This window comes from Streptococcus sp. HMSC065H07 (genome assembly GCF_001837325.1).
Taxonomy (GTDB): domain Bacteria; phylum Bacillota; class Bacilli; order Lactobacillales; family Streptococcaceae; genus Streptococcus; species Streptococcus salivarius_H.
Genome location: NZ_KV832043.1, coordinates 62,238 through 84,617, shown reverse-complemented (window position 1 = coordinate 84,617; position 22,380 = coordinate 62,238). Strand labels below are relative to the sequence as shown.

The 22,380-nt window shown below is 41.4% G+C and carries 23 protein-coding genes; all 23 read right to left on the bottom strand.

Going from position 1 to position 22,380, the window contains the following annotated elements; translation table 11 throughout:
- Window positions 1–1,284, bottom strand: coding sequence for a histidinol dehydrogenase (gene hisD, locus HMPREF2637_RS08885; RefSeq protein WP_064524680.1), 1,284 nt, complete (start codon window positions 1,282–1,284; stop codon window positions 1–3).
- Complete coding sequence (gene hisG, locus HMPREF2637_RS08880) at window positions 1,281–1,931, bottom strand: ATP phosphoribosyltransferase (RefSeq protein ID WP_064524682.1); 651 nt, start codon at window positions 1,929–1,931, stop codon at window positions 1,281–1,283. Before hisG ends, hisD begins: the two co-directional genes overlap by 4 nt.
- The gene (locus HMPREF2637_RS08875; protein WP_037601023.1) at window positions 1,924–2,904 is read right to left on the bottom strand and encodes an ATP phosphoribosyltransferase regulatory subunit; all 981 of its coding nucleotides are present in this window, start codon (window positions 2,902–2,904) and stop codon (window positions 1,924–1,926) included. The genes hisG and HMPREF2637_RS08875 overlap by 8 nt, the downstream gene beginning before the upstream one ends.
- Window positions 2,901–3,953, bottom strand: coding sequence for a histidinol-phosphate transaminase (gene hisC, locus HMPREF2637_RS08870; protein ID WP_037601020.1), 1,053 nt, complete (start codon window positions 3,951–3,953; stop codon window positions 2,901–2,903). Before hisC ends, HMPREF2637_RS08875 begins: the two co-directional genes overlap by 4 nt.
- Before the next feature lie 750 nt (window positions 3,954–4,703).
- Window positions 4,704–5,093 carry a hypothetical protein gene (locus HMPREF2637_RS08865; protein WP_037601018.1) on the bottom strand — a complete coding sequence of 130 codons (390 nt, stop codon included), beginning with the start codon at window positions 5,091–5,093 and terminating at the stop codon, window positions 4,704–4,706.
- Window positions 5,074–5,997, bottom strand: a complete 924-nt coding sequence (locus tag HMPREF2637_RS08860; RefSeq protein ID WP_037601015.1) for a phosphodiester glycosidase family protein — start codon at window positions 5,995–5,997, stop codon at window positions 5,074–5,076. The genes HMPREF2637_RS08865 and HMPREF2637_RS08860 overlap by 20 nt, the downstream gene beginning before the upstream one ends.
- Before the next feature lie 161 nt (window positions 5,998–6,158).
- Window positions 6,159–6,893 (bottom strand): PHP domain-containing protein, encoded by a 735-nt coding sequence (locus HMPREF2637_RS08855; protein WP_064525651.1) that lies wholly within the window; start codon window positions 6,891–6,893, stop codon window positions 6,159–6,161.
- Between the two features lie 8 nt (window positions 6,894–6,901).
- Complete coding sequence (locus tag HMPREF2637_RS08850; RefSeq protein WP_037601014.1) at window positions 6,902–7,546, bottom strand: TIGR01906 family membrane protein; 645 nt, start codon at window positions 7,544–7,546, stop codon at window positions 6,902–6,904.
- Window positions 7,536–8,309, bottom strand: a complete 774-nt coding sequence (locus HMPREF2637_RS08845; protein ID WP_064524684.1) for a TIGR01457 family HAD-type hydrolase — start codon at window positions 8,307–8,309, stop codon at window positions 7,536–7,538. Before HMPREF2637_RS08845 ends, HMPREF2637_RS08850 begins: the two co-directional genes overlap by 11 nt.
- Before the next feature lies 1 nt (window position 8,310).
- Complete coding sequence (locus HMPREF2637_RS08840) at window positions 8,311–9,054, bottom strand: acyl-ACP thioesterase domain-containing protein (RefSeq protein WP_064524686.1); 744 nt, start codon at window positions 9,052–9,054, stop codon at window positions 8,311–8,313.
- Entirely contained in the window at window positions 9,055–10,191 is a 1,137-nt protein-coding gene (hemW, locus tag HMPREF2637_RS08835) for a radical SAM family heme chaperone HemW (protein WP_064524688.1), read from the bottom strand.
- A gap of 94 nt (window positions 10,192–10,285) precedes the next feature.
- A complete protein-coding gene (locus HMPREF2637_RS08830; protein WP_064524689.1) occupies window positions 10,286–11,026 on the bottom strand; it encodes a hypothetical protein in 741 nt (246 codons plus the stop codon).
- 201 nt (window positions 11,027–11,227) lie between these two features.
- Window positions 11,228–12,304, bottom strand: a complete 1,077-nt coding sequence (locus HMPREF2637_RS08825) for a hypothetical protein (RefSeq protein ID WP_064524691.1) — start codon at window positions 12,302–12,304, stop codon at window positions 11,228–11,230.
- Between the two features lie 64 nt (window positions 12,305–12,368).
- Window positions 12,369–13,415 carry a dTDP-glucose 4,6-dehydratase gene (gene rfbB / locus HMPREF2637_RS08820; protein ID WP_002884100.1) on the bottom strand — a complete coding sequence of 349 codons (1,047 nt, stop codon included), beginning with the start codon at window positions 13,413–13,415 and terminating at the stop codon, window positions 12,369–12,371.
- A 202-nt stretch (window positions 13,416–13,617) separates the two neighbouring features.
- Window positions 13,618–14,211 (bottom strand): dTDP-4-dehydrorhamnose 3,5-epimerase family protein, encoded by a 594-nt coding sequence (locus HMPREF2637_RS08815; protein ID WP_014633275.1) that lies wholly within the window; start codon window positions 14,209–14,211, stop codon window positions 13,618–13,620.
- A complete protein-coding gene (rfbA, locus tag HMPREF2637_RS08810; RefSeq protein WP_002883992.1) occupies window positions 14,211–15,080 on the bottom strand; it encodes a glucose-1-phosphate thymidylyltransferase RfbA in 870 nt (289 codons plus the stop codon). Before rfbA ends, HMPREF2637_RS08815 begins: the two co-directional genes overlap by 1 nt.
- Window positions 15,081–15,292: 212 nt before the next feature.
- Window positions 15,293–16,639, bottom strand: coding sequence for an acyl-CoA thioester hydrolase/BAAT C-terminal domain-containing protein (locus HMPREF2637_RS08805; RefSeq protein ID WP_070839996.1), 1,347 nt, complete (start codon window positions 16,637–16,639; stop codon window positions 15,293–15,295).
- A gap of 187 nt (window positions 16,640–16,826) precedes the next feature.
- Complete coding sequence (locus tag HMPREF2637_RS08800; protein WP_070839995.1) at window positions 16,827–17,915, bottom strand: NAD(P)/FAD-dependent oxidoreductase; 1,089 nt, start codon at window positions 17,913–17,915, stop codon at window positions 16,827–16,829.
- Window positions 17,916–17,981: 66 nt separating this feature from the next.
- Window positions 17,982–18,809, bottom strand: coding sequence for a ZIP family metal transporter (locus HMPREF2637_RS08795; protein WP_037600988.1), 828 nt, complete (start codon window positions 18,807–18,809; stop codon window positions 17,982–17,984).
- A gap of 12 nt (window positions 18,810–18,821) precedes the next feature.
- On the bottom strand, window positions 18,822–19,610 hold the full coding sequence (locus HMPREF2637_RS08790; protein WP_070839992.1) for a Nif3-like dinuclear metal center hexameric protein: 789 nt from the start codon (window positions 19,608–19,610) through the stop codon (window positions 18,822–18,824).
- The gene (locus tag HMPREF2637_RS08785; protein WP_070655261.1) at window positions 19,600–20,286 is read right to left on the bottom strand and encodes a tRNA (adenine(22)-N(1))-methyltransferase; all 687 of its coding nucleotides are present in this window, start codon (window positions 20,284–20,286) and stop codon (window positions 19,600–19,602) included. Before HMPREF2637_RS08785 ends, HMPREF2637_RS08790 begins: the two co-directional genes overlap by 11 nt.
- Before the next feature lie 98 nt (window positions 20,287–20,384).
- On the bottom strand, window positions 20,385–20,825 hold the full coding sequence (locus HMPREF2637_RS08780; RefSeq protein WP_013990768.1) for a GtrA family protein: 441 nt from the start codon (window positions 20,823–20,825) through the stop codon (window positions 20,385–20,387).
- 2 nt (window positions 20,826–20,827) lie between these two features.
- On the bottom strand, window positions 20,828–22,180 hold the full coding sequence (glmM, locus tag HMPREF2637_RS08775; protein WP_070839988.1) for a phosphoglucosamine mutase: 1,353 nt from the start codon (window positions 22,178–22,180) through the stop codon (window positions 20,828–20,830).
- Between the last annotated feature and the right edge of the window lie 200 nt (window positions 22,181–22,380).

The following is a 22,380-nucleotide window of genomic DNA, read 5'->3' as shown; positions in this document are numbered from 1 at the left end:
TCAATTATTGTCGTTTCTGACTTCAATTGCCTTGGCGTGGGCCTGCAAGCCTTCCGCATAAGCCAAGGTTGTGATATCGTGCTGAGCCTTATTAACTGCTGCCTTGTCGTATTGCGTATATTGGATACGTTTGACAAAATCATGCACGCCTAAAGCTGATGAAAAGCGGCTAGTCGCTGTCGTTGGAAGAACGTGGTTGGCACCTGCATAGTAGTCGCCAATTGGTTCGCTGGTAAAGTGACCAAGAAAGACGGAACCAGCATTTTCCACTTTTTCCAAGTAATCATAAGCATTGTCCATAGCAATTTCCAAATGTTCTGGAGCAACCAAGTTCATGAGTTCAAACATGGCATCTGTATCATTGGCAATAATAATACGACCGTTATTTTCGACAGATGGACGAGCAATCGCCTCGCGTGGCAAAAGCTTGAGTTGACGTTCAATCTCACTTTCAACCGCATCAGCCAAGGCTTCAGAATCTGTGACCAAAATGGCACGTGCGCGCGTGTCGTGCTCTGCTTGAGACAAGAGGTCAGCTGCCACATAGGTTGGATTGGCACTACTATCAGCGATAACACCAATTTCTGATGGTCCTGCAATCATATCAATACCGACAATACCATAAACTTGTTTCTTAGCAGTCGCCACGAAAATATTACCAGGACCTGTAATCTTGTCCACCTTTGGAATCGTTTCTGTACCAAAGGCCAAGGCCGCAACCCCTTGAGCCCCACCAACTTGGTAAATGCTATCCACACCGGCCAATTTGGCGGCTACCAGAATCGCAGGAACAAAGTGCTCTTGAGGCGGCGTAATCATAATAATCTCTTTAACCCCAGCAATTTTGGCAGGAATAACATTCATAAGAACTGATGACGGATAAGCCGCAGTTCCTCCAGGCACATAGACACCCACACGATTGATAGGACGAATCAATTGACCACGAATAACACCCTCACTTGGTTGGTCCTCAAAACCAGTCTCCAACTGATGTTTGTGATAAGATTCAATGTTTTCTTTGGCATTGACTAGGGCTTGGTAAACCTCTGGATCAATCTCTTTAAAGGCTTGATCAATCAAGTCCTGTCCAACTTCAAAATCAGTCAAGTCAACCTTATCAAATTTAGATGAATAGTCACGAAGGGCCTCGTCTCCACGTTTTTTAACGTCTTCAATAATGGCTTGAACCGTACTTTCAACGTCTCTATTTTCTTTTGACAGTTCCAATTGCTCCTGATAAAGAAGCTCCGCAATTTCTTTATTTGTTCCAGTTAATCGTTTCATTCGAACGGTACCTCCTCGTTCCCTACAAGTGATTCAATCTTACAAATGAATGGTAGAACTTCCTTGTTATTTTTCAAAGAAGCCTTATTAACAATCATTCGTGCTGAAATCCTGCAAATATCTTCATAAACTTTTAAGCCATTAGCAACAAGGGTATTCCCTGTTTCCACAATATCGACAATGGCATCTGCTAGACCAATGACCGGGGCAATCTCAACACTCCCCTGAATCGAAATGATCTCAACATCCTCACCCTTTTGATTAAAATAATCCGTAGCAATGGTTGGATACTTGGTCGCAATACGTTTACGTTTATGGTCATCAGGGTTATAGTCTCCTGTTGATGCTACAGAGAATTTACAAAGACCAAAATTAAGGTCTAACATTTCCAAATAGCCTGTCGGATGTTCGACCAAAACATCCTTACCGACAATCCCAATATCTGCGACGCCGTGTCTAACATAGGTAGTCACATCTGGAGCTTTGACCAAGAGAAAACGGAACCGGTTGTCAGGACTCTCGAAAATCAAATTACGTCCTTTATCGGCCATGAAAGACATATCAAAGCCAGCTTTTTCCAGTAATTTAACCGTATCTTTCTCAATACGTCCCTTGGTCAAGGCAATTGTGATTTGATTGCTAGTCATCCAAGTCACCTCCAAATTCCACATCGTCATGTACTGCTTGATAAACTGAGTCGATATCAATGGCCCAGCCAACCGCTGTTAACTCGGTAGCTCCAAAGCGTTCAAATAGTTTATCGTAACGGCCACCTGATACAAAGGCATCTGGTACCTTGTCACCGAAGACCTTAAACATCATGCCCGTGTAGTAAGGCACTGCTGGCAATTGAGCCAAATCAAGCGTCGTCTCTGGGAGACTATCTGATAAACGATTAGTTAAAACTTCCAAACTATCCAAGGCCGTCAAAAAGGCTTCACTGTCTGTTAACTGTCTAGCCTTGGTCAAGACAGCATTTGTCTCACCAAACAAGAAGGGTAACTGCTCCAAGACCTTGTCATATTGACTTGGATTTTCTTTGGTGAACTCCTTAAGACCGGTGATCGATTTGTCACGGATATAGGCCGCCAACTCTGCTTCTTTTACAGCTGGAAGGTTTAATTCTTCAAAAATGAGTTGTAGGAGGCGGGCATGTGAAAATTCAAACTTGTAATTTTTGACCCCTGCAGCATCTAGAGCCTCTTTAGCAGAAGCTATTGCTTCTTCCAATGCCTGATGAACTGGAAAACCAATGATTTCCACACCAGCCTGCGTATGCTCATTGGACAAGCCACGCATCTCCTCATTGTAGTTAAAGACTTTTCCAGAGTAAGAAAATTTGATCGGTGTATGAACTTGAGTCGAAGCAATCACACGCCCAATTTGGCTGGTAATATCAGGACGTAAACTAACAAGATCTCCATTTTTGTCAAAGAAATTATAGTTTCCATTGTCCACAAGATCACTAAAGACTTCGAAATGCTCTAAGGTTGGTGTCTCAATCCGAAGAAAGCCCTTTGTCATCAACAAGTCACAGATACGGTGTTCAATCTGATACATGGTACGGGCACGTTTGAAAAGTTTATCGTGCATTCCTAAGGCTAATGTCGTTTTTTTCATGCTTGTAACTCCTGTATTGTCATTAATACGTGCTCCATCTCATCCTGCGTCCCAATAGAAATGCGTAGTCTGTCTGAAATACGCTCCACTTTTGGAAAATAACGGACATAAATTTTCTTACTTTGGAGGTAGTCAAACAATTGACCTGCAGTCACTCCGTGAGGTTTGACCAAAACAAAATTAGTTTTTGAAGGTAGGATATCAAAACCAATCGCCTGCAATTCTTGGCTAAACCAGTCACGTGTTGCCATAATCTTTGCGCAAGTGTCCTCATAGTAGTCCCATGACTTAACCGCTGCAGTCGCCAAGACTTCCGCAATGCTATCCACATTATAGGGGTTGACCGAATTTTTGACGGCATTGATTACAGCCATTAGTTTAGGACTTCCGATGCCATAGCCGACACGCAGACCAGCAAGGGAGGCATCCTTAGAAAAGGTCCTAGTGATAAACACATTGTCATACTTTTCTAGGAGTGGTAAGGCCGTCTCCCCACCAAAGTTAATATAGGCTTCGTCAATAATCACAACAACCGACTGGTTAGCCTTTACAATCTCCTCAATTTGATCGAGCGGTTTACAAATACCTGTTGGCGCGTTCGGATTAGTAAGGACGATCCCACCATTTTCCTCCAGATAATCTTGAGTAGCTATCTCAAACGAAGAGCTCAAAGGCACTTCTCTAAAAGGGATGTGGTACAAATCTGCCCAAACCTTGTAGAAACCATAGGTCAAATCTGGAAACAAAACTTCTTCCTCGCTATTAAAGAAAGCTAGGAAAGCCATTGACAGGATATCGTCTGAGCCATTTCCGATAATCACTTGATCGGCAGGCACACCCAACTGTTCAGACAAAGCCTGACGTAAAGCTGCTTGATCCAAAGTCGAATACTTGCGTAACTGATAGACATCAAAGGATGCTAAAGCTTGATGGACTGCTGGACTTGGTCCATAGGCATTTTCATTAGTATTCAACTTAATGATATTTTTCTCAGCAGGCTGACTACCCGCTACATAGGGTTCAATCTTTCGTAATCCTTTGATTTCCATAGTTTATCCTTTCTGTTCAACTCCGACCAATTGTACTACTAGCTACAAATGTTAAAAGCAAGGGTAACAAAAAACGCCCTCACAAAAACAACTTTTGCAAGGACGTTGGCACGTGGTTCCACCTTAATTCGAACAGGGGTCGCCCCCTCTTCCTCATGAAGTCACAAAATCTCTCTTGTAACTCCTAGTCTCTAACGGAACCACCCGTCGTACACTACTGTCATCCAGAGTTCGCATACGCTCTCAAGAATGTGTCGTCTTTGATCTCATGCGTTCTCAGCTTCCCGCATTCTCTGTGAAACGATCTGACTTTTTCTATCAACGATTTAGATTTTAGTTCATTTTACCTAAAAATTCAGAACAAAGCAAGTCTTTTTTGTATATTTTTATAAAAACTTGAATTCCTTGTATATTTAATAGCCAAAACAAACTGCTGTGAAATTGAGTTCAAATAAATAAAAAGTTGATGCGGTATCTTTTTACAAACCAAGTGGATCCCTAAAGAGACTTCTGACTGTGATAGTTTAACTGGAAACCACTACTTTTTTCAAGTACTTTCATCACTACAGAAGATCTCGTTCTATCTAAATTCCTATCACAAAAAATCTTGCTCAGTTATTTTTTATGACAATTTCTTTGTACTATTTCCCAAATTGAAATCATTTCTTCATAATATAATTTGTATATTTATCCTAAATAATTTTTCAAAGCAAGACAAAAAGCCTGAAGCACAGCTCCAAGCTCTCATGGTTAAGCCAGTCTTTTAGGTCTGATAAATCCCGTTAGGAGACTCAAACAAAGTAGTCCAGCTGCCACATACCAATAGGGCATATCTACACTAGTTGTACGTCCTGAGACTTCAACAATGCCTTTAACTAAACAAGCACTAGCGACAACAGCGATGGCTGAATTAAAGAGAAGTTTTGAGGCACGATTTCTCACCCAAGACATCCCCAGTCCAGTAAGTAGATAAATAAGTGCTCCAGCCAATGGTGCAAAGAACATCATGCGCATAAACATGGATGATTCGCCATAAGAAAAGCGTTCATAAACAAAGGTAAAGACTAGACTAAAAATGGTTAGACCGATGTAGGTGAAAAAGTGTTTGCTAGCTGATTTTTTAGTAACCGATGTAAACAATATCACTCACCGCCCTTTCTGAGATCTTGTTTCCGTTTGTGGTTGGCTTGTTAATGACTTGACCATTGAAGTACATGGTAGATGAGCCACCACCGTCAAGGTTATAGGCTGTCGTCACACCATAAGATTTCATCAACTCTGCCATTTCATAAAGAGTCAATCCTGACGACTCACTGGTACGACCATCAGAGACAATGACAATATAGTGCACACTGCCGTCACTCTCTTCGATAACGCCGATAGCTGTACGTGGATTGTCAGCCATGGCTTGACCAACCTCTTCATTTTCTGATACAGCTACCTTGCCATTTTCAACCAAGGTTGGACCAAAGGCAAAGGTATTCACCACACCTGAATCAACCAATTTTTGAGCCGTTGTATCGCTTTCCTTAAAGGTCTTGAAGCTACCATCTGAGTAAACGGCAAGGTCCTCGTAATCACTGTTTCGATCAGTATCACGATAGACTTGACCATTCTTAATCACATAACCTGACTGATTAGCCCCATAATAGTCACCATTTATGGCAAAGATAGCATTATTTTGCTGGGCAATACTTGAAGTAGTCTCGGTGATGTTGGTCCCATAGGTATTTTGTGCCAAAGCCGTTTTAAGGTAATCTGCACTTGAAAGCTTGATATCGGCAACATAGTAAGTAGTATCACTGGTTTTACCTGTCGTGATTTTGATATCCATATTGTCATCTTTATAAGTCGTATCCGTCTTAGTGACTTTACCAGTGCTGGTAGACGCTGTCGACGAAGCTGTGCTTGAACTAGTCGTATTGGCTGAAACCGTTGAGACCGCTGAGGGAATGACAAAGACCTTTAAGAGAGAGTAGACATTTGCCCCCATCAGAAAAAGGGTAAAGAGTAAGGCATAGGCATGCCTTTTAAGAAATTTCATAGAAAACCTCCAAATGTGATAGATAAGATAGAAACCATAAGTTTCTTTTGATTGACATTAGCATAACAAGCAAAGCTTAAAATCTTCTATAAATCCCACAACCACGCTTTTCCTTTAAGTTTTCCTTAAGAAAAAGACAGCTTCAGTTGAAGCCATCTTCGCTATATAATCATATCTTCAGTAATATCAAATTCTCTCAAGAGCACCTGAATCTTATCAAAGTTCAGACGAAAATGCTCTAACTTATGTCCATCAGAGCCAATAGAATACTTGCAACATCCCAGATCCTTAACAAGCCCCAAGGCATAACGATAGAGGTCTTCATGATGATAAAGGTACATGCTCTTTGCATTCAGCTCAAAAGCCAAATCATTAGCCATCATTTTCTGGAAAATGCGTTTGAGCTGCTCCTCATAGGCTTTTAACTCATCAACAGTCACGTCAAAAAGTCGGAAACCATAGTCAAAATGGGCCAGAACATCTGCGTCCACACGACCAATAGCGTACTCCAACTTGTCCAGATACTCTTGAATAATGCTAGCCTTGTCCATATCAGCCACCTCATCATCAAGATAATCATTGACGCCATTATGATGAACAGAAAGAAGCTTGAGATCATAGTCCTTCCCATCCAAAAAGGCCAAAATATCCTTTTCCCTAGGCTGATAATAACCAATCTCGATGCCACGTTTAATACGATTGCCATACTTGAGGTTAAGACTTTCGATTTCGTGACTATAAGCCTCGTACTCGGGCACATCATCCTGTTTGGTATAAGGATTAGAGAGATCATAATGCTCAGTCGTTACAATCTCCCCATCAAAATGTGTCAAATAGTCAGTAAAGTTCGCATCCGAATCATAGGAATGATGGGTATGCAAATGGTTATCACGAATAGACATAACTACTCCTTATTTTTCAAATACATTGTAAGCTGCTTATGGGCCAACCAGGTCAAACTCACCATCAACCCCTCATAAATAATAAAGAAAATCACAAAACATTGAAGGAAATACTCTTCTGGTAAAACGTTGATAATCGGATCCAAGATTGGATTAAAGAGCCAACTGCTATCTCCAGGAAAGAGGGCTTCATGAAAGAGCGTGAAAAACTCATCAAAACCAAGAAATAGTCCTATAGTCCCTATAAGAATTGGCAAAACAGCCAGACTCAGATAAAGCCTACGATAAAGACCAAAGGTGCCCTTCTTCACATTTCGCCAAAGAGAAGTTGCTGCGGGATAAGCCAGTAGAATAACAAGCCCCTGTACCAAATGAAAGAGCCACTTCACATCATGAAAATGCTTTAGCCCACTCTCCGACGATGGAAAATCAGGCATGGCCAGATGACCAACCCAAGGAAAGGTCAGGTACTGCATGAGGACATTGAAATTATGCCAAAGCTCCGTCTTTCCGATAATGACATAGTCCATAAGATGCATCCAGTCAATATCAAAATAATAGAATCCCCATGCCAGATAAATCGTCACTAGGATAGACAGGGCCAGGAGCCAAATCGGAGTCAGTACAGCTTCAATCTTAGTTCGCATCAAAATCCCACTCCGCTAGACTAGCAAGTACGTGGTCTGGTTTGACAGGTAGACCTGCAACCTCTTCCACCTTGGTGAAGCCAGTTGTCACAAGTAGTGTTGGAAAGTCATTTTTAATACCAGCTGTAATATCGGTCAAGTAATTATCACCAACCACAATCGTTTGACTACGTTCTGTCCCAAGGATTTCAAGAGCCTTGTTCATGATAATAGCTTTAGGCTTACCAATAATGATTGGTTTCACACGGGTAGCCGCCTCAATAAGGGCCAAGAGGGAACCAGCACCTGGAAGAAGACCACGTTCTGTTGGGATATTCAAATCTGGGTTAGTTCCAATAAATATAGCCCCTTTGTGGATAGCAAGCGTTGCTTTTACCAACATTTCATAAGTGACTTCACGGTCCAAGCCCACCACAACATAGGAAGGATTTTCCTCATCTACCGTATACCCCGCTTCCGCAATTGCAGATTTAAGCCCAGTCTCACCGATAACATAAACCGTCTTGCCACGATTCATATCGTTCATGTAGTCAACTGTCGCCAAAGTAGCTGTGTAAATGGTCTCAAGAGGCGTTTCCAACTCGCACTGATTACGCAAAAGCTCTTGGACCATCTCTGGTGTACGCATACTGTTATTAGTCACAAAAAGATAGGGAATCTGACGCTTCTGCAACTCCTTAACGAAGGCTTCTCCCTCAGGAATGCGATCCTTCCCCTTGTAAATAGTTCCATCTAAATCAATCAAATAACCTTTATATGTCATCCTACTCGTCTCCTATTTCTTTCCATTGGATAATAGCCTGAGCATGAACATTACCGTCCACACAAATCTGGTGTTGACTGCTCAAACTTTCTTGGTCAAACTCGTAACCTGAATAAATTTCTGATCCATGATGAATTTCCTTAACATACTTGAGGTCAATATGGGCCGGTGTGTACTTGGTCAAAAAGTCCAAATCGAAAACATCCAACATCCACTCCAAGTACTTGCTATTATTAACATGGCCATTCATGTCTAGGTCAAAATAACGCACACGATAAAGCGTCTCAATTGGATTTTCCAAAGCCTTATAACGAGGTCCTCTAAGCAACTTTTTAGTCTTATCAGCCCCATAAGGTGCTACCACCTCATCTGGCACTTCGGCTACCTTACGCGTTTCATAATCCATAAGAGCAAAAGTAGTCTTAAAGAGCATGATTTGTTGACCAGTTTCATCCGTGATGTAAAAATTACGGTAACAAAAAATCTTATTATAGGAAACGGCTTCCGTTGTAATGGTCACCTTTTCATTGTAACGAGGCAAACGGTCAATCTCAATAGCATAGTCTGTCACAATCCAAACCAGACCGTACTTATCAAAAACTTCCTTATCCGTATTACCCAGAGACTCTGACTGCATACCTGATACTTGCAATGAAAAAGCCAGTAAGTGTGGTAATTTTACCTGATGCGTGATATCCGTCTCATAAAACGGAATCTGATAAGGAATACTAAATTTTAATCCCATCTAATCCTCCAAGATAAATTGCTCAGCGACACTATCTCCCAGAAAGAGTCCTCGTTTTGTCATACGAACCACCTCAGGATCCTTAACCAAGAGCCCATCTTCCTGTAGTTTTTCCACAATGTCTCCATAAGTATCCGCAAATGACAAACCAAACTTCTCTTCAAACCGTTTGATAGACACACCCGACTTTTTACGTAAACCAAGGAAGAACTCCTCCTCCATCATCTCCGCCTTAGTCAGATGCTCCTCGTGAAGTCTAGCATGCCCATCCTCTGCTATAGCCTTCAGGTAATGTTGGATAGGCCCTCGATTACGGTAACGAACACCATTAACATAACCAGAGGCTCCAGCACCAACTCCATAGTACTCATCATTATTCCAGTACATGAGATTGTGACGACTCTCCATCCCAGGTTTGGTAAAGTTGGAAATCTCATAATGCTCAAAACCATTTTTTTCCAACTCTTGGATAATATAGTCAAACATCTCTGCTTCCAAATCCTCAGTTGGGAGATTGAGCTTACCCCGACGCATCTTATTCATAAAGACCGTGTGATGTTCCAAGATCAAACTGTAGAGACTTAGGTGTGGAATATCCAGTTCCAGTGCCTTGCTCACATTTTCCTTGACCTGATCCATGGTTTGACCAGGTAGCGCATAAATGAGGTCAATGGAAATATTATGGAAACCGGCAGCCTTTAAGCTATCAATACTTTCGTAAATCTGTGCTTGATTGTGACTGCGACCAATTTGACGCAAGTGCTTGTCATCAAAAGTCTGAACCCCTAAAGACACGCGATTAACAGCAGATTTTTTGAGTACCTCAATCTTATCAACCGTCAAATCCCCAGGATTGGCCTCAATAGTAAATTCCTTCAGCTTAGACAAATCCAAGTTTTTCTGAAGATTGCTCAAGAGGTAGTCTAATTGTTCCGCAGAAATAGCTGTTGGGGTCCCTCCACCAATATAAAGCGTGCGAAGCTCTTTGATATCTAAAAGCTCCCACTCACGAATCAAAGCCCGTAGGTAGTCATCAACGGGCTGATTTTTAATAAAGACCTTGGAAAAGTCACAATAATAACAAATTTGTGTGCAAAATGGAATATGCACATAAGCTGAAGTTGGTTTTGTTTGCATGTAACTATTCTACCATTTTTTAAGCAGAAATGAGACCATGAATGATAAGAGTTGAGGCAAAAAAGAAGCCATCTCTCCAGATAGCCTCTTCCTATTATTTTGTTAATGAGAATGGGAAAGCATTGTAGTTGCTATAATCAAAGGTTGGTCCTAAGTCAGAGATGAATTGAACTGGCGTGTAGGTTCCATTTTCAAGAATAAAACCAGGCTTAGCTTGGAAACCAGCTCCCCCTAGTCCAGTAATACCGGGAAGCAAGGTTGAAAAATCGCCACCCTCCCAAACGTAGAGATTACCAGAAATTTGGACGGCTTTAGCAGTCGTTGAACTTTGACGATAAGGTTCGTAATCGACATTGAAATTTGCCTTTGAAGTAACGTTACCATTGGCATCTACTGTGAAACTAATATCTGTCGCCTGAGGACTGGTACCTGTCCAAGTTCCTACTAAAGCTGCTGGAACAGGAGCGTCACTTTGAGTATCAGTTGTTGCTTGACTAGACTTTTTTGACTCAGATGCAGCACTGCCACTTGTTCCTGCTTGAGCATCAGTTCCTGCTGTGGCTTGATTTTTTGAAGAGCTAGCTTCAGGAGCACTCACTTCTTCTTGACCTTGAGAATCCTTTGAAGATGAATTCTCTGTCTTAGCCTTTTTAGCAGATTTCTTCTCAGATGCTTTTGTTTTTGCTGATGACTTCACAACTTTAGAAGTTGACGTTGTAGATGATGATGCAGTGTCTTTTTCTGACTTAGAGCCACATCCAACAAGGGTTGTAGAAACAGCTACAGACAACAAAACAAGAGAGCAAACACGAATAACTTTTCTTTTCATTTTCATAAACCTCTTTCTATATGTCTATTATATATTTTTTGTTACAAAAATCAAGTATTATTTGTAATTTTGTAACATTTACGTCATTGTTTGTATCCCTGTCTTAAGTTAACATGTCTGTGTAAGCAAAAAAGTCTATCATTCCCATAGGAATGATAGACTTTGGACTATTATTTAAGAACGATTCATCTGCGAAAGGTATCCTGTTTAGTGCTTTTCTTCTCTTTCAAGATAACCTTTATAAGAGAGAAGGTTAAAGCTATCCTCTAAGAGAATAATGCGCTTACCACCATCTACAAGGACATAATAGTATGACTTGCTCGCATCGTGGTAGATGTCATTAACACTCTTAGCATGATAACCATGTGACTTAAGAGACTTCTGTATTTTAGCAAACTCTTTTTGCACCTTACCATTATCTACGCTGCCTGATTGATCCACCAGATATTCTTTTAAAGGCTTAGCAATTAAGATATCTATATCATCAGAATCTGTAGTCATAACACCATTTTCAGAGATAGTCAATTCTCCTTCTGATTCACCTTCATCATCAAATATCTTCCATTTTCCAACAAAGGCTTTTGGAACCTCTGCCTTATGAAAAAGGCATTTCTTTTTTAAATCTTTGGTTCTTCTTGATCCGTAGTAGAGATCTGATAAGGTTAAATCTAGAACTAAGTTTGTCCCATCCTTCTGAATCAGATTATAGTAGCCAAACCATCCCGTCTTAACCAGTATGATCTCTTTGGTCTGTAAATGGTATTTCTTGTCAAAATCAGCAATCGTTTTTAGTTTTGAATCACTGAGCTCCTCTAAGCTTGTTTCAAATTTCTGTCTAACCTTCTTACCAATAGAGATTTCTGTGATTTCTTCTTCCCTATAACCTGCAACAAGTTTTGACTTCTTCCCACTTAACTCATAAACCAAACCAACATTATCATTAGTTACCCACAAACCTCCCAAGTTTGTTCCTTTGGAAGAAAACAAAAAGACTCCAAGACTTGTTGCTAGGACAAGAAATAAAGCAATACCAAGACTAATAAAAGTCTTCTTCCCAAACTTTTTCTTCTTAACAAAGACCATTTGCTGTGCATAAGGTTGGTTAACCATTTGACTTGGTAAAGGCATGGTTCCTACAGTCACGGAATTTCCATTGTTGGAAAAATTAACTTGTTTTCCTTCCATAACAAATTCACCATTTAGAAGGGCCTGCTGACACTCCTGGATGGTGGGCTTACGATTATTAATCGCTTCAAAATATTCAATCCATTCTTTTCTATTCATCATCTCTCCTAACAGTTCTTAACAGAAAAATCTATCACTAGATTGGAAGTGATAGATTTTTCAATTATTTAAGCACTTCTTGAGTCTTAGCATAGTTAGCTTCAACAGCTTCTTTTTCAGCTTTCCACCAATCTTGGTGATCTGTATACCACTTAATCGTTTCTTCCAAACCTGATTCGAAGTTTGTGAATTGTGGTTCCCAACCAAGTTCTTCACGCAATTTTGTTGAATCAATCGCGTAACGCAAATCATGACCAGCACGGTCTGTAACACGGTCGTATGCGTCTTTTGGTTGACCCATTTTTTCAAGGATAAGCTCAAGCACTTCCTTGTTATTCTTTTCACCATCAGCACCAATCAAGTAAGTTTCACCGATACGACCTTTAGTGAGGATAGCCCAAACACCAGTTGAATGGTCGTTAGTGTGAATCCAGTCACGGACGTTTTTACCTTCACCATAAAGTTTTGGTTTAATACCTGATAAGATATTGGTAATTTGACGTGGGATGAATTTTTCGATGTGTTGGTATGGTCCATAATTGTTTGAGCAGTTTGAAATAGTTGCCTTAACACCAAATGAACGCACCCATGCTTTAACGATAAGGTCTGAAGCAGCCTTAGTTGATGAATAAGGTGATGATGGGTTGTATTTGGTTTCTGCTGTGAATTTTTCACCAGGACCTTCACCATGTCCAGGGAGATCTTCACGCAATGGAAGGTCACCATACACTTCGTCTGTTGAAACGTGGTGGAAACGAATATCATATTTACGAGCAGCTTCCAAAAGTGTGTATGTACCAATAAAGTTTGTGTGGATAAATGGTGATGGGTCGTTCAATGAATTATCATTGTGACTTTCAGCCGCGTAGTGAACGATAGCATCAGCCTTAGCAGCCAATTTATCGACCAATTCAGCGTCAGCAATATCACCAACAACCAATTCAACACGGTCACCAAGGATTTCTTCAATGTTAGCACGGTTACCAGCGTAAGTGAGTTTGTCAAGGACAGTCACATGCACGTCTGGATGATTGTTGTAGACATAGTGTACGAAGTTTGAACCGATGAAACCTGCGCCACCAGTTACGATGATATTTTTATATTCAGTCATTTTTTCTCCAAATTTCTTAGTTCCTTGACCGTTCCTTTAGCTAGTGAGGGACGCCAGCAACCCTTCGGTTTCATGGCTAAATCCGGAGCCTAAGTCTCTAGATTTCCCTACAAGATTCCCTTAGGGAATCTTGTTTTCACTAGGGCAGGAACAATCTTATAACGCTCCTTGCAGTCGCAAAAATACTGTGCAAGGTTTATTCTTACAAATCTTCTGCTCTTAGTGGTTTAACGTCTTTGAGCAATGGGTGATTTTTATCTGCTTCTGAGACTTCTGCTTCTTCCAAGTTTTCCCACTTGATATCAAGGCTTGGGTCAGCATAATTGACAAAGGCGTATTTAGGTTTAAGTTCAAGTGCCCAGTAATCGTTTACAAGGTAGCTGTATGATACTTTGTCAGACAAAACTTGGAAACCATTAGCAACACCACGAGGAACAAAGATTCCTTTTGAGGCATCAATAACAGTTTGATAAGTATTCCCAAACGTTTCGCCTTCACGGAGGTCAACCCAAGTTCCAAGAACCTTTCCTTCATCTGCTACTGAGATGTATTTATCCCAAGGCTCAGCGTGCAAGCCACGCAAAACATTTTTACGTGAGAAAGAAACGTTATTTTGCAATTTTCCTTCTGCAAAGAATGACTCTGGAAAACCGAGTGGCAACATCTTTTCCTTTTGGAAGTTTTCCTTGAACCATCCACGGTTATCTCCATGAACAGGAATATCAAATTCAAGCAGACCTGGGATGGCATCAATCTTGCGGGCAGCTAGTTCTTTACCAAAAAATTGTTCAGTCATTATGCTTCTCCAATCAAACGGAGCAAATATTGTCCGTATTCGTTTTTCTTAAGTGGTTGTGCCAATTCAAGAACCTGTTCTTTAGTAATATAACCCATGCGATAGGCAATCTCTTCAAGGTTAGCTACTTGGACATTTTGCAAACGTTGAACTGTTTCGATGTACTGAGCAGCTTGCAAGAGACTTTCATGAGTGCCTGTATCCAACCAAGCAAAGCCACGTCCCATAAGCTCAACAGAGAGATCTCCACGTTCTAGGTAAGCCTTGTTAACATCCGTGATTTCAAGTTCGCCACGAGGGCTTGGCTTGATGTTTTTGGCAATTTCCACAACATCATTGTCATAGAAATAAAGACCAGTTACAGCAAAGTTTGATTTTGGATGCTCAGGTTTTTCCTCGATAGAGATGGCATTCATATTGTCGTCAAACTCAACAACACCAAAACGTTCTGGGTCCTTAACTTGATAACCAAAGACTGTAGCACCTTTTTCCTTAGCTTCAGCACGTTGAAGCATGGCAGAAAGACCATTGCCATGGAAAATGTTATCCCCGAGGACAAGGGCAACACTATCGTCACCAATGAAGTCTTCACCAATGATAAAGGCTTGAGCCAATCCATCTGGACTTGGTTGTACTGCATAAGAAAGTGAAATACCGAACTCAGAACCATCACCAAGGAGCTCTTCAAAACGTGGAAGGTCCTGTGGCGTTGAGATGATGAGGATTTCCTTAATACCAGCCAACATAAGCGTTGAAAGTGGATAGTAAATCATTGGTTTATCGTAAATCGGCATCAGTTGTTTTGATGCAGCACGTGTCAATGGATACAAACGTGTCCCTGAACCGCCTGCAAGAATAATACCTTTCATAAGAAGGCTCCTTTTTTCTCTAATATATTACCTATATTTTAGCATTTTTCAGCCCTCTTGTCACGGTAAACCCTATGTTCTTAAGCTTTCATTAAGAAAATCACAAGTGTCCATTTTCTTAATCCAATCAAAAAAGGATTTCGATTGAAACCCTTTTCGATTGAAGACAACTTCTTGATATATTCCCCTTGGGAAGTGTAATTATCATACTCTTAGTGTCTTTGTGCACTTATCCAGTCAAAGATACTGTTATAGGTTTGCCCATTGACACTAGCTCGAGAGCCACCGCCATAGGTTGGGTCAGTGGCTACCATACCACTATAACCATCCCAATTTTTCGTATTTTCAGGATGCTGAACGCCAATCACCTGGTCATGGAAGAAATAAATCCAAGCCCAATGCCCATCATACTCTGTACCAGGAAGATCAGTCCCGGTAGCTGTTTCAAAGTATGAAAACCATTTGTTAGAAGCTCCAGAGGTAATCAAACTCTTGTATAGAGGCAAGACACTATTTTCTGGTTGAACTGTTGCGTCTGCTTTCGTGTGAATCAACCACATAGGCTGGTCCTTCAGTTTATCAATCCCAGATTGGTCAACAGTTAAGGGAGCAGCAATTGGAATGAGAGCTGCAAAATAATCTGGATAGGTTGCTCCCATGGTCAAGACCATACCACCACCATTGGAAACCCCTGCAAGATAAATTCGTCCCTTATCTACCTCTGGGTGATTGGCTAGGTAGGTATCAATGGTCTCTTTGAGTTGTGATGCATTATCCGACCCCCAAGGTGTCTGCGTTTGAACAGCAAGCACATTGACCCCACGCGCCTGATCACCAGTTGTTAAGAAATGGCCTTGAATATCAGGCTGGGTAAGCGCATAGACGTCATTTGAAAGAAGGGGAATATTTATATCTGTCCCTCTTTCACCAATGCCGTGTAGCCAGACTATCAAAGGTTTGGTGCTATTTCCCGTACCGGTCTGGGCACTATAAGCCGCATACTGCATGTTACCTACCTGCCCTCGCTCATCGAAAACCTCCGTTGTTGGCATCAAACGATTATTGATGGCATCTTGCTCAGAAGACACCATTTGCGACTGACTACTACCTTCTGCCACTACTGACAAATCTTTCATCGATACCATATAACTTTCCAGCCATTGGTTAGTCCAAGTAGAAAGGTTAAAATACATAGGTTCAGCATTTCCACCCATGTTGTAGCGATTATAAGAAGGTAGGCTCAATTCAAGTGTCACGTACTTGCTGTTATCATAATAGACCACATGCCCCTGATCGTCGGACACATAAGAATTCGTCACCTGACGGCTAACTCCTGCTGTTGTAACCTGGGTTGAGCTGTGGACAACCTCTGGTGTGACCTTCTGATTAAATTCAAAAATGACTTTGGTTACAGCAGGACCAAACTCATAACTCTCTAGGACAATTCTTGTCTTTGTCACAGCCAAGTCTTCTGCTGCCCCTGCTTTGACAGACAAGCCTAAACTTATGGCTAACAAGGAAACAAAGACTGTCACATATACTTTAACTTTTTGGAACATAGTCCCTCCCCATTTTTTATTAGTATTCACCTACAATCGATGAACAGTTACTATTTTATCATTTTCTAATCAAATAAGAAATGGATGTAAATAACTCTAATAAAAAAAGAATCAGCCAACATCCCTCAATAGCAAGAAATAGCCAACTGATTCTTGAGTCTAAATATCTAGAATAACTTTAATACTATTAGTCTTTTTTCTTAATGTACTGAGCCACTGGATAGTCCGCACTATCCAAGCTACCAGGTCGATTCATGGCCAAATCAACCAGATTTTTTCCAATCAGTGGCCCTGTCGTGAGCCCTGAAGATCCTAAACCAGAAGCAACAAGGACACTCTCAAGCTCTGGAACTTCTCCAAAGAAAGGAGAGAAATCACTCGTGTAGGCTCTCGTTCCCACACGTTCTGAGAAGGACTTAGCCGTGCTTAAGTCAGGGAAATAGGTCTTAGCCTCTTCCTCCAGACTTGCAAGTACAGTCTCATCAACTGTCAAATCAAAGCCTTGGTCATTTTCGTGGCTGGCTCCTACCGAAATCTTTCCACCAGCAAATGGGATAACATCTAGTTCACCCTCTGGCATCAAAACAGGCAACTTACCAGTATCTAACCCCTCAAAGAAATAGTCACGTAATTGACCTTTTTGGGGGCGAACATCTACTTCAAAACCAAGGGGTTCAAGCGTTTGACCTAGCCAGGCACCACAAGCGAGAATGACCTTATCAAAAGTTTGAGCATTAATCTCGTAAGTGCCATTGTCAAGAGGAGAGAGTGTAACTCGTCCCCCCACCTTTTCAAAACCAGAGGCATCAATCAAGGTAGCTGTCAACTCTGCCCCTTCCACTCTGGCTCCTCCAGAAGCATAGAGATAATGGTCAAATCCAGTGAATTCAGGGAGATTCTCAGCATTTTTTATAGAGAGTTCACCAATAATGGGTGATTCTTCTAGTCTCGTTTCTGCATGCTGATACAAACCGTCCAATTTACTATCGTCTTTCTTGAGAAGGGCTACACCAGACTGATCATAGAAGCTCGTGTCATAACCATCCTTTTTAAGATCTGAAACTAAATCTTGGTAAAAATCGGCTCCCAAACGGGCCATGCGATACCAGGCCTTATTACGACGCTTGGAAAACCAGGGGCTGATAATACCAGCTGCTGCCTTGGTTGCTTGTCCAAGACCATGATCAAATACTGTAACTTCTACGCCTTTTTCTTTTGATAAGTAATAGGCAGCCGTTGAACCGACAATACCTGCTCCAACAATTGCAATTTTCATTTTTTACTCCATCTATTTGAAAAGAGCTGAGTCCTATATCAATAGGCACAGCTCTTTATTATTCTTTTACCCCAAGGCCACGTCCATGACCATCATGACGACAAAGCCAACCATAAGGCCCAAGGTTGCTACGTCAGTATTACCATTGGTTTGTGATTCAGGAATCAATTCCTCCGTTACCACAAAAATCATGGCACCAGCCGCAAAGGCCAAAGCATAAGGAATAATCGCCATCATCAACATGACAAGAGCAGCTCCCATAACAGCCCCTATAGGCTCCACGATAGCTGACATAGATCCCCAATAAAAGGCCTTGATACGAGATTTTCCATCTGCTCGAATAGGAACTGAGAGGGCTGCACCTTCAGGGACATTCTGCAAACCAATACCTATAGCTAGACCAATGGCTCCCATAAGACCCGCGAATGTCATATTGCCACCAGCCAAGGCGCCGAAAGTCACACCGACTGCTAATCCCTCTGGAAAATTATGAATGGTGATAGCCAAAAAAAGCAGGGCTGTCTTGGACAACTTTTTCTTACGAGGTTGAATACCTTCTGCTTTAGAGATGTCATTCCCCAAATGCAAATGGGGAACGACGGCATCAATCAAACGAAGGGCAACACCTCCAAGCAAGAAACCAGCTGCCGCAGGGAACCATGACCACTTCCCATAGCCATTTTGAGTCGCATAAGTTAAAGAGGGATCCAAAAGTGACCAAAAAGAGGCCGCAATCATGACACCAGCCGCAAAGCCCATCATGATATCTAATAATTTACGACTAATATTCTTGAAGAAGAAAACAATGGCCGAGCCGACAATGGTACAGCCCCAAGTAAAAAGACCTGCAAGTAAGGCCAAAAAGACCACATTTTGATGCAAAAGCCAAGTCACAGACACATCCTCCTACAAATGGTCAAAAGGATTGGTTGAGGACTGACTTTCAAGTATGGTCACATTCCACTCATGCTCACGTTTCCAGACCTCAAGTTTCTCAGCAATCTTTGAGATAAAGAGGGCTTCAATATGGTGCCCAGGGTCAATAGCCAAGAGACCATTAGTAATCATTTCTTGCCCTGTATGGTAGTAAACATCACCAGTGATGAAGACTTGTGCGCCCTTTTTCAAAGCATCTTGGTAAAATCCTTGACCGCTACCCCCACAAATAGCCACACGGCTAACAAGAGGATTATCATGGTCATAACGAACCAAGCGAACACTGTCCAAGCCAAAAACTGCTTTTACTTTGAGAGCAAGTTCTTCAATGGTCTGTGGCGCGATATCACCCACTCGACCGATTCCATGATTTTCAGAAGTCTGCGTTAAATAAGTGGTGTCTTTAATGTCAAGTAAGTCACAGAACCAATCATTAAGGCCATCATTAACAACATCAATATTAGTATGACTCACATAGACTGCAATATCATGCTTAACCAGGTCAAGCAAAATATCTCGGTCAGGCGAAGACACCAAATCCTTAACTGGACGGAAAATTGGAGCGTGCTTAGCAATGATAAGGTCCACACCCTTTTCAATAGCTTCAGCTACTGTATTTTCACGAACATCCAAGGTAACCATGACCTTCTGAATCTCCTTGTCCAGACTGCCAATCTGCAAACCAACCACATCACCTTCCATGGAAAGCTCCTGTGGACAAAATTCTTCATAAGTCTTGATAAGTTCACTAGCTAACATAGTTCAAAACCTCCTTAATGGTTTGAATTTTATCTTCAATAGCTGCACGGTCAGTCTGATTGGCAAGAGGAATGGAGCCTAAAGCAATCTCTAGTTTATTGATTTCTCTCTGCCATTTGAGCTGGAAAACCTGAGATTGGTCTTTCATGAGATGAGGACCAAAACGCACTTCCTTGTCTGAAAGGCTCATATGTCCAGCTTCTGCCACCATGATTTCGTAATATTTGCCATTTTCAGTCATGATGGATTCGGCAATAATCTCAAAACCATTTTCCATCAACCAAATACGGAGATCATCTTCACGATTATTTGGTTGTAAAATCAGACGGTCTACGCCTGTTAGTTTGTCCTTTCCAGCATCTAGGATATCCGCAATAAGACGTCCTCCCATGCCACAAATCGTGATAGTTGTTACCTCATCAGCAGGTTCGAAGGCAGCCAAGCCATTAGCCAAGCGCACATCTATTTTATCTTGGAAACCAGAAGCTGAGACATTAGCAAGAGCAGATTCATAAGGGCCTTTTACCACTTCACCAGCAATAGCTGAAGTAATCAAACCTTTTTCAAGTAAATAAATCGGAAGATAGGCATGATCACTGCCTACATCCAAGAGTTTTGCGCCTTTCGGAACGTAGGTTGCTACATCCTTAAGGCGTTGAGATAATTGTACGTACATATTTCATCTTTCTATTTTTTTAAGTCTATTCAATTATATCAAAAAAGGAAGTTGGTAAGAAATGGTTTTAACACATTTCCTAACAACTTCCTTTATGTTTATACTTTCTCGCCTGTAAAGACGAAGAATTTAGAAATAATATAGTTCAATACAATGATAAGGACCTGAGAGAAGAGGCTCTCGATACCGTTTACCCAAGCATGACTATGACCAACAAATTGACCAATAATTTCTGGATAGGTATCGACCAAGAAATAGGCCAGAGCCAAATCCAAGACCAAGGTCAATAGGCGAGCACCCACAAACTTAACAAAGCGCGTAACCATACCTGTCTTTTCCTGATTAAAGACAAACATGTCATTTGTAAAAAAGGCAAAGATAATGGCAATCGCATTCGCTAAGACTGCTGAAAGTGTTCCTTGTTGGGTAAACTGGAAAATCAAAGTACGACTGACCATATAGACCAAAGTTGCCAAGACACCAAAGAAAAGGTACTTGAAAACTTCGGTGGCCATGAAGGCTCTGAGCTTAGCTATCATACTTAGTCCAATCCAATTTCTGCACGAACAACATCAGCAATCGTATCAACGTAGTAATTCACTTCATCATCTGTTGGGGCTTCTGCCATAACACGAAGAAGAGGTTCGGTACCACTTGGACGAACCAAGATACGTCCATTTCCAGCCATCTCAGCTTCCATTTTTTCAATGATAGCGGCAATTGCAGGAACTTCCATAGCCTTATCTTTCATGCTATTTTCCACACGGATATTAACCAATTTTTGTGGATAGATGGTCACTTCTGAAGCCAATACAGACAAGCTCTTACCTGTTTCAACCATGACTTTAGTCAATTGGATTGCTGTCAATTGACCATCACCAGTTGTGTTGTAATCCATGATAATAACGTGTCCAGACTGTTCACCACCAAGGTTGTAGCCGTTTTTACGCATTTCTTCGACAACATAACGGTCACCAACAGCAGTCACTGCCTTGTTAATGCCTTCACGGTCAAGTGCCTTGTGGAAACCAAGGTTTGACATAACTGTTGTTACAATAGTATTTTTAGCCAACTCGCCTTTTTGAGACAAATGTTTACCAATGATATACATCACCTTATCACCATCAACAATATCGCCATTTTCATCAACAGCGATGAGACGGTCACTGTCACCATCAAAGGCAAGACCAATAGCTGAGCCAGTTTCTTTAACCAAGGCTTGCAACTGCTCTGGGTGTGTCGAACCAACACCAGCATTGATGTTAAGGCCATCAGGTTGGTCACCAATAACAGAGATTTCTGCGTTCAAATCAAGGAAAATGTTACGTGCAGATACCGCAGCTGCTCCATTAGCCGCATCCAAGGCAACTTTCATGCCACCGAGGTCAACACCTGTAGCCACCAAGAATTTTTCGTATTTACGAAGACCCTCTGGATAATCCACAAGTGTTCCAAGTCCTTCAGCCGAAGGGCGTGGAAGCGTATCTTCTGTAGCATCGAGAAGGGCTTCAATTTCCGCTTCACGCGCATCATCCAATTTTAAACCATCGCCACCAAAGAACTTGATACCATTATCAAGAGCTGGATTATGGCTAGCTGAAATCATAACACCAGCGCTTGCATTTTCTGTACGGACCAAGTATGAGACGCCAGGTGTCGCAAGTACTCCAAGTTTGTAGACTTCAATACCCACTGAGAGCAAACCTGCTACTAAGGCAGATTCCAACATCTCACCAGAGATACGTGTATCACGTGCCACAAAAACTTTAGGACGGCCAGTCTCATGTTGGCTAAGCACATAACCACCAAAACGACCTAATTTAAAGGCCAATTCAGGCGTAAGTTCAACGTTTGCTTCTCCACGAACACCGTCTGTTCCAAAATATTTACCCATAATTTTATTATTAGTGCTTGAGCACTAAATCCTCCTTAAACTGTGATGCTGTTTAGCAAGAGTCAATCTAGTGAAATCTATCTAGACAATCTAACTTTATAAGATTTCGCCAATATTTTCAACCCTTGATTTTAAACATTTTTAATTGGTTACATTTTTATGAGATTAGTCCCTCTCAATCCCATCCATTATACATGAAT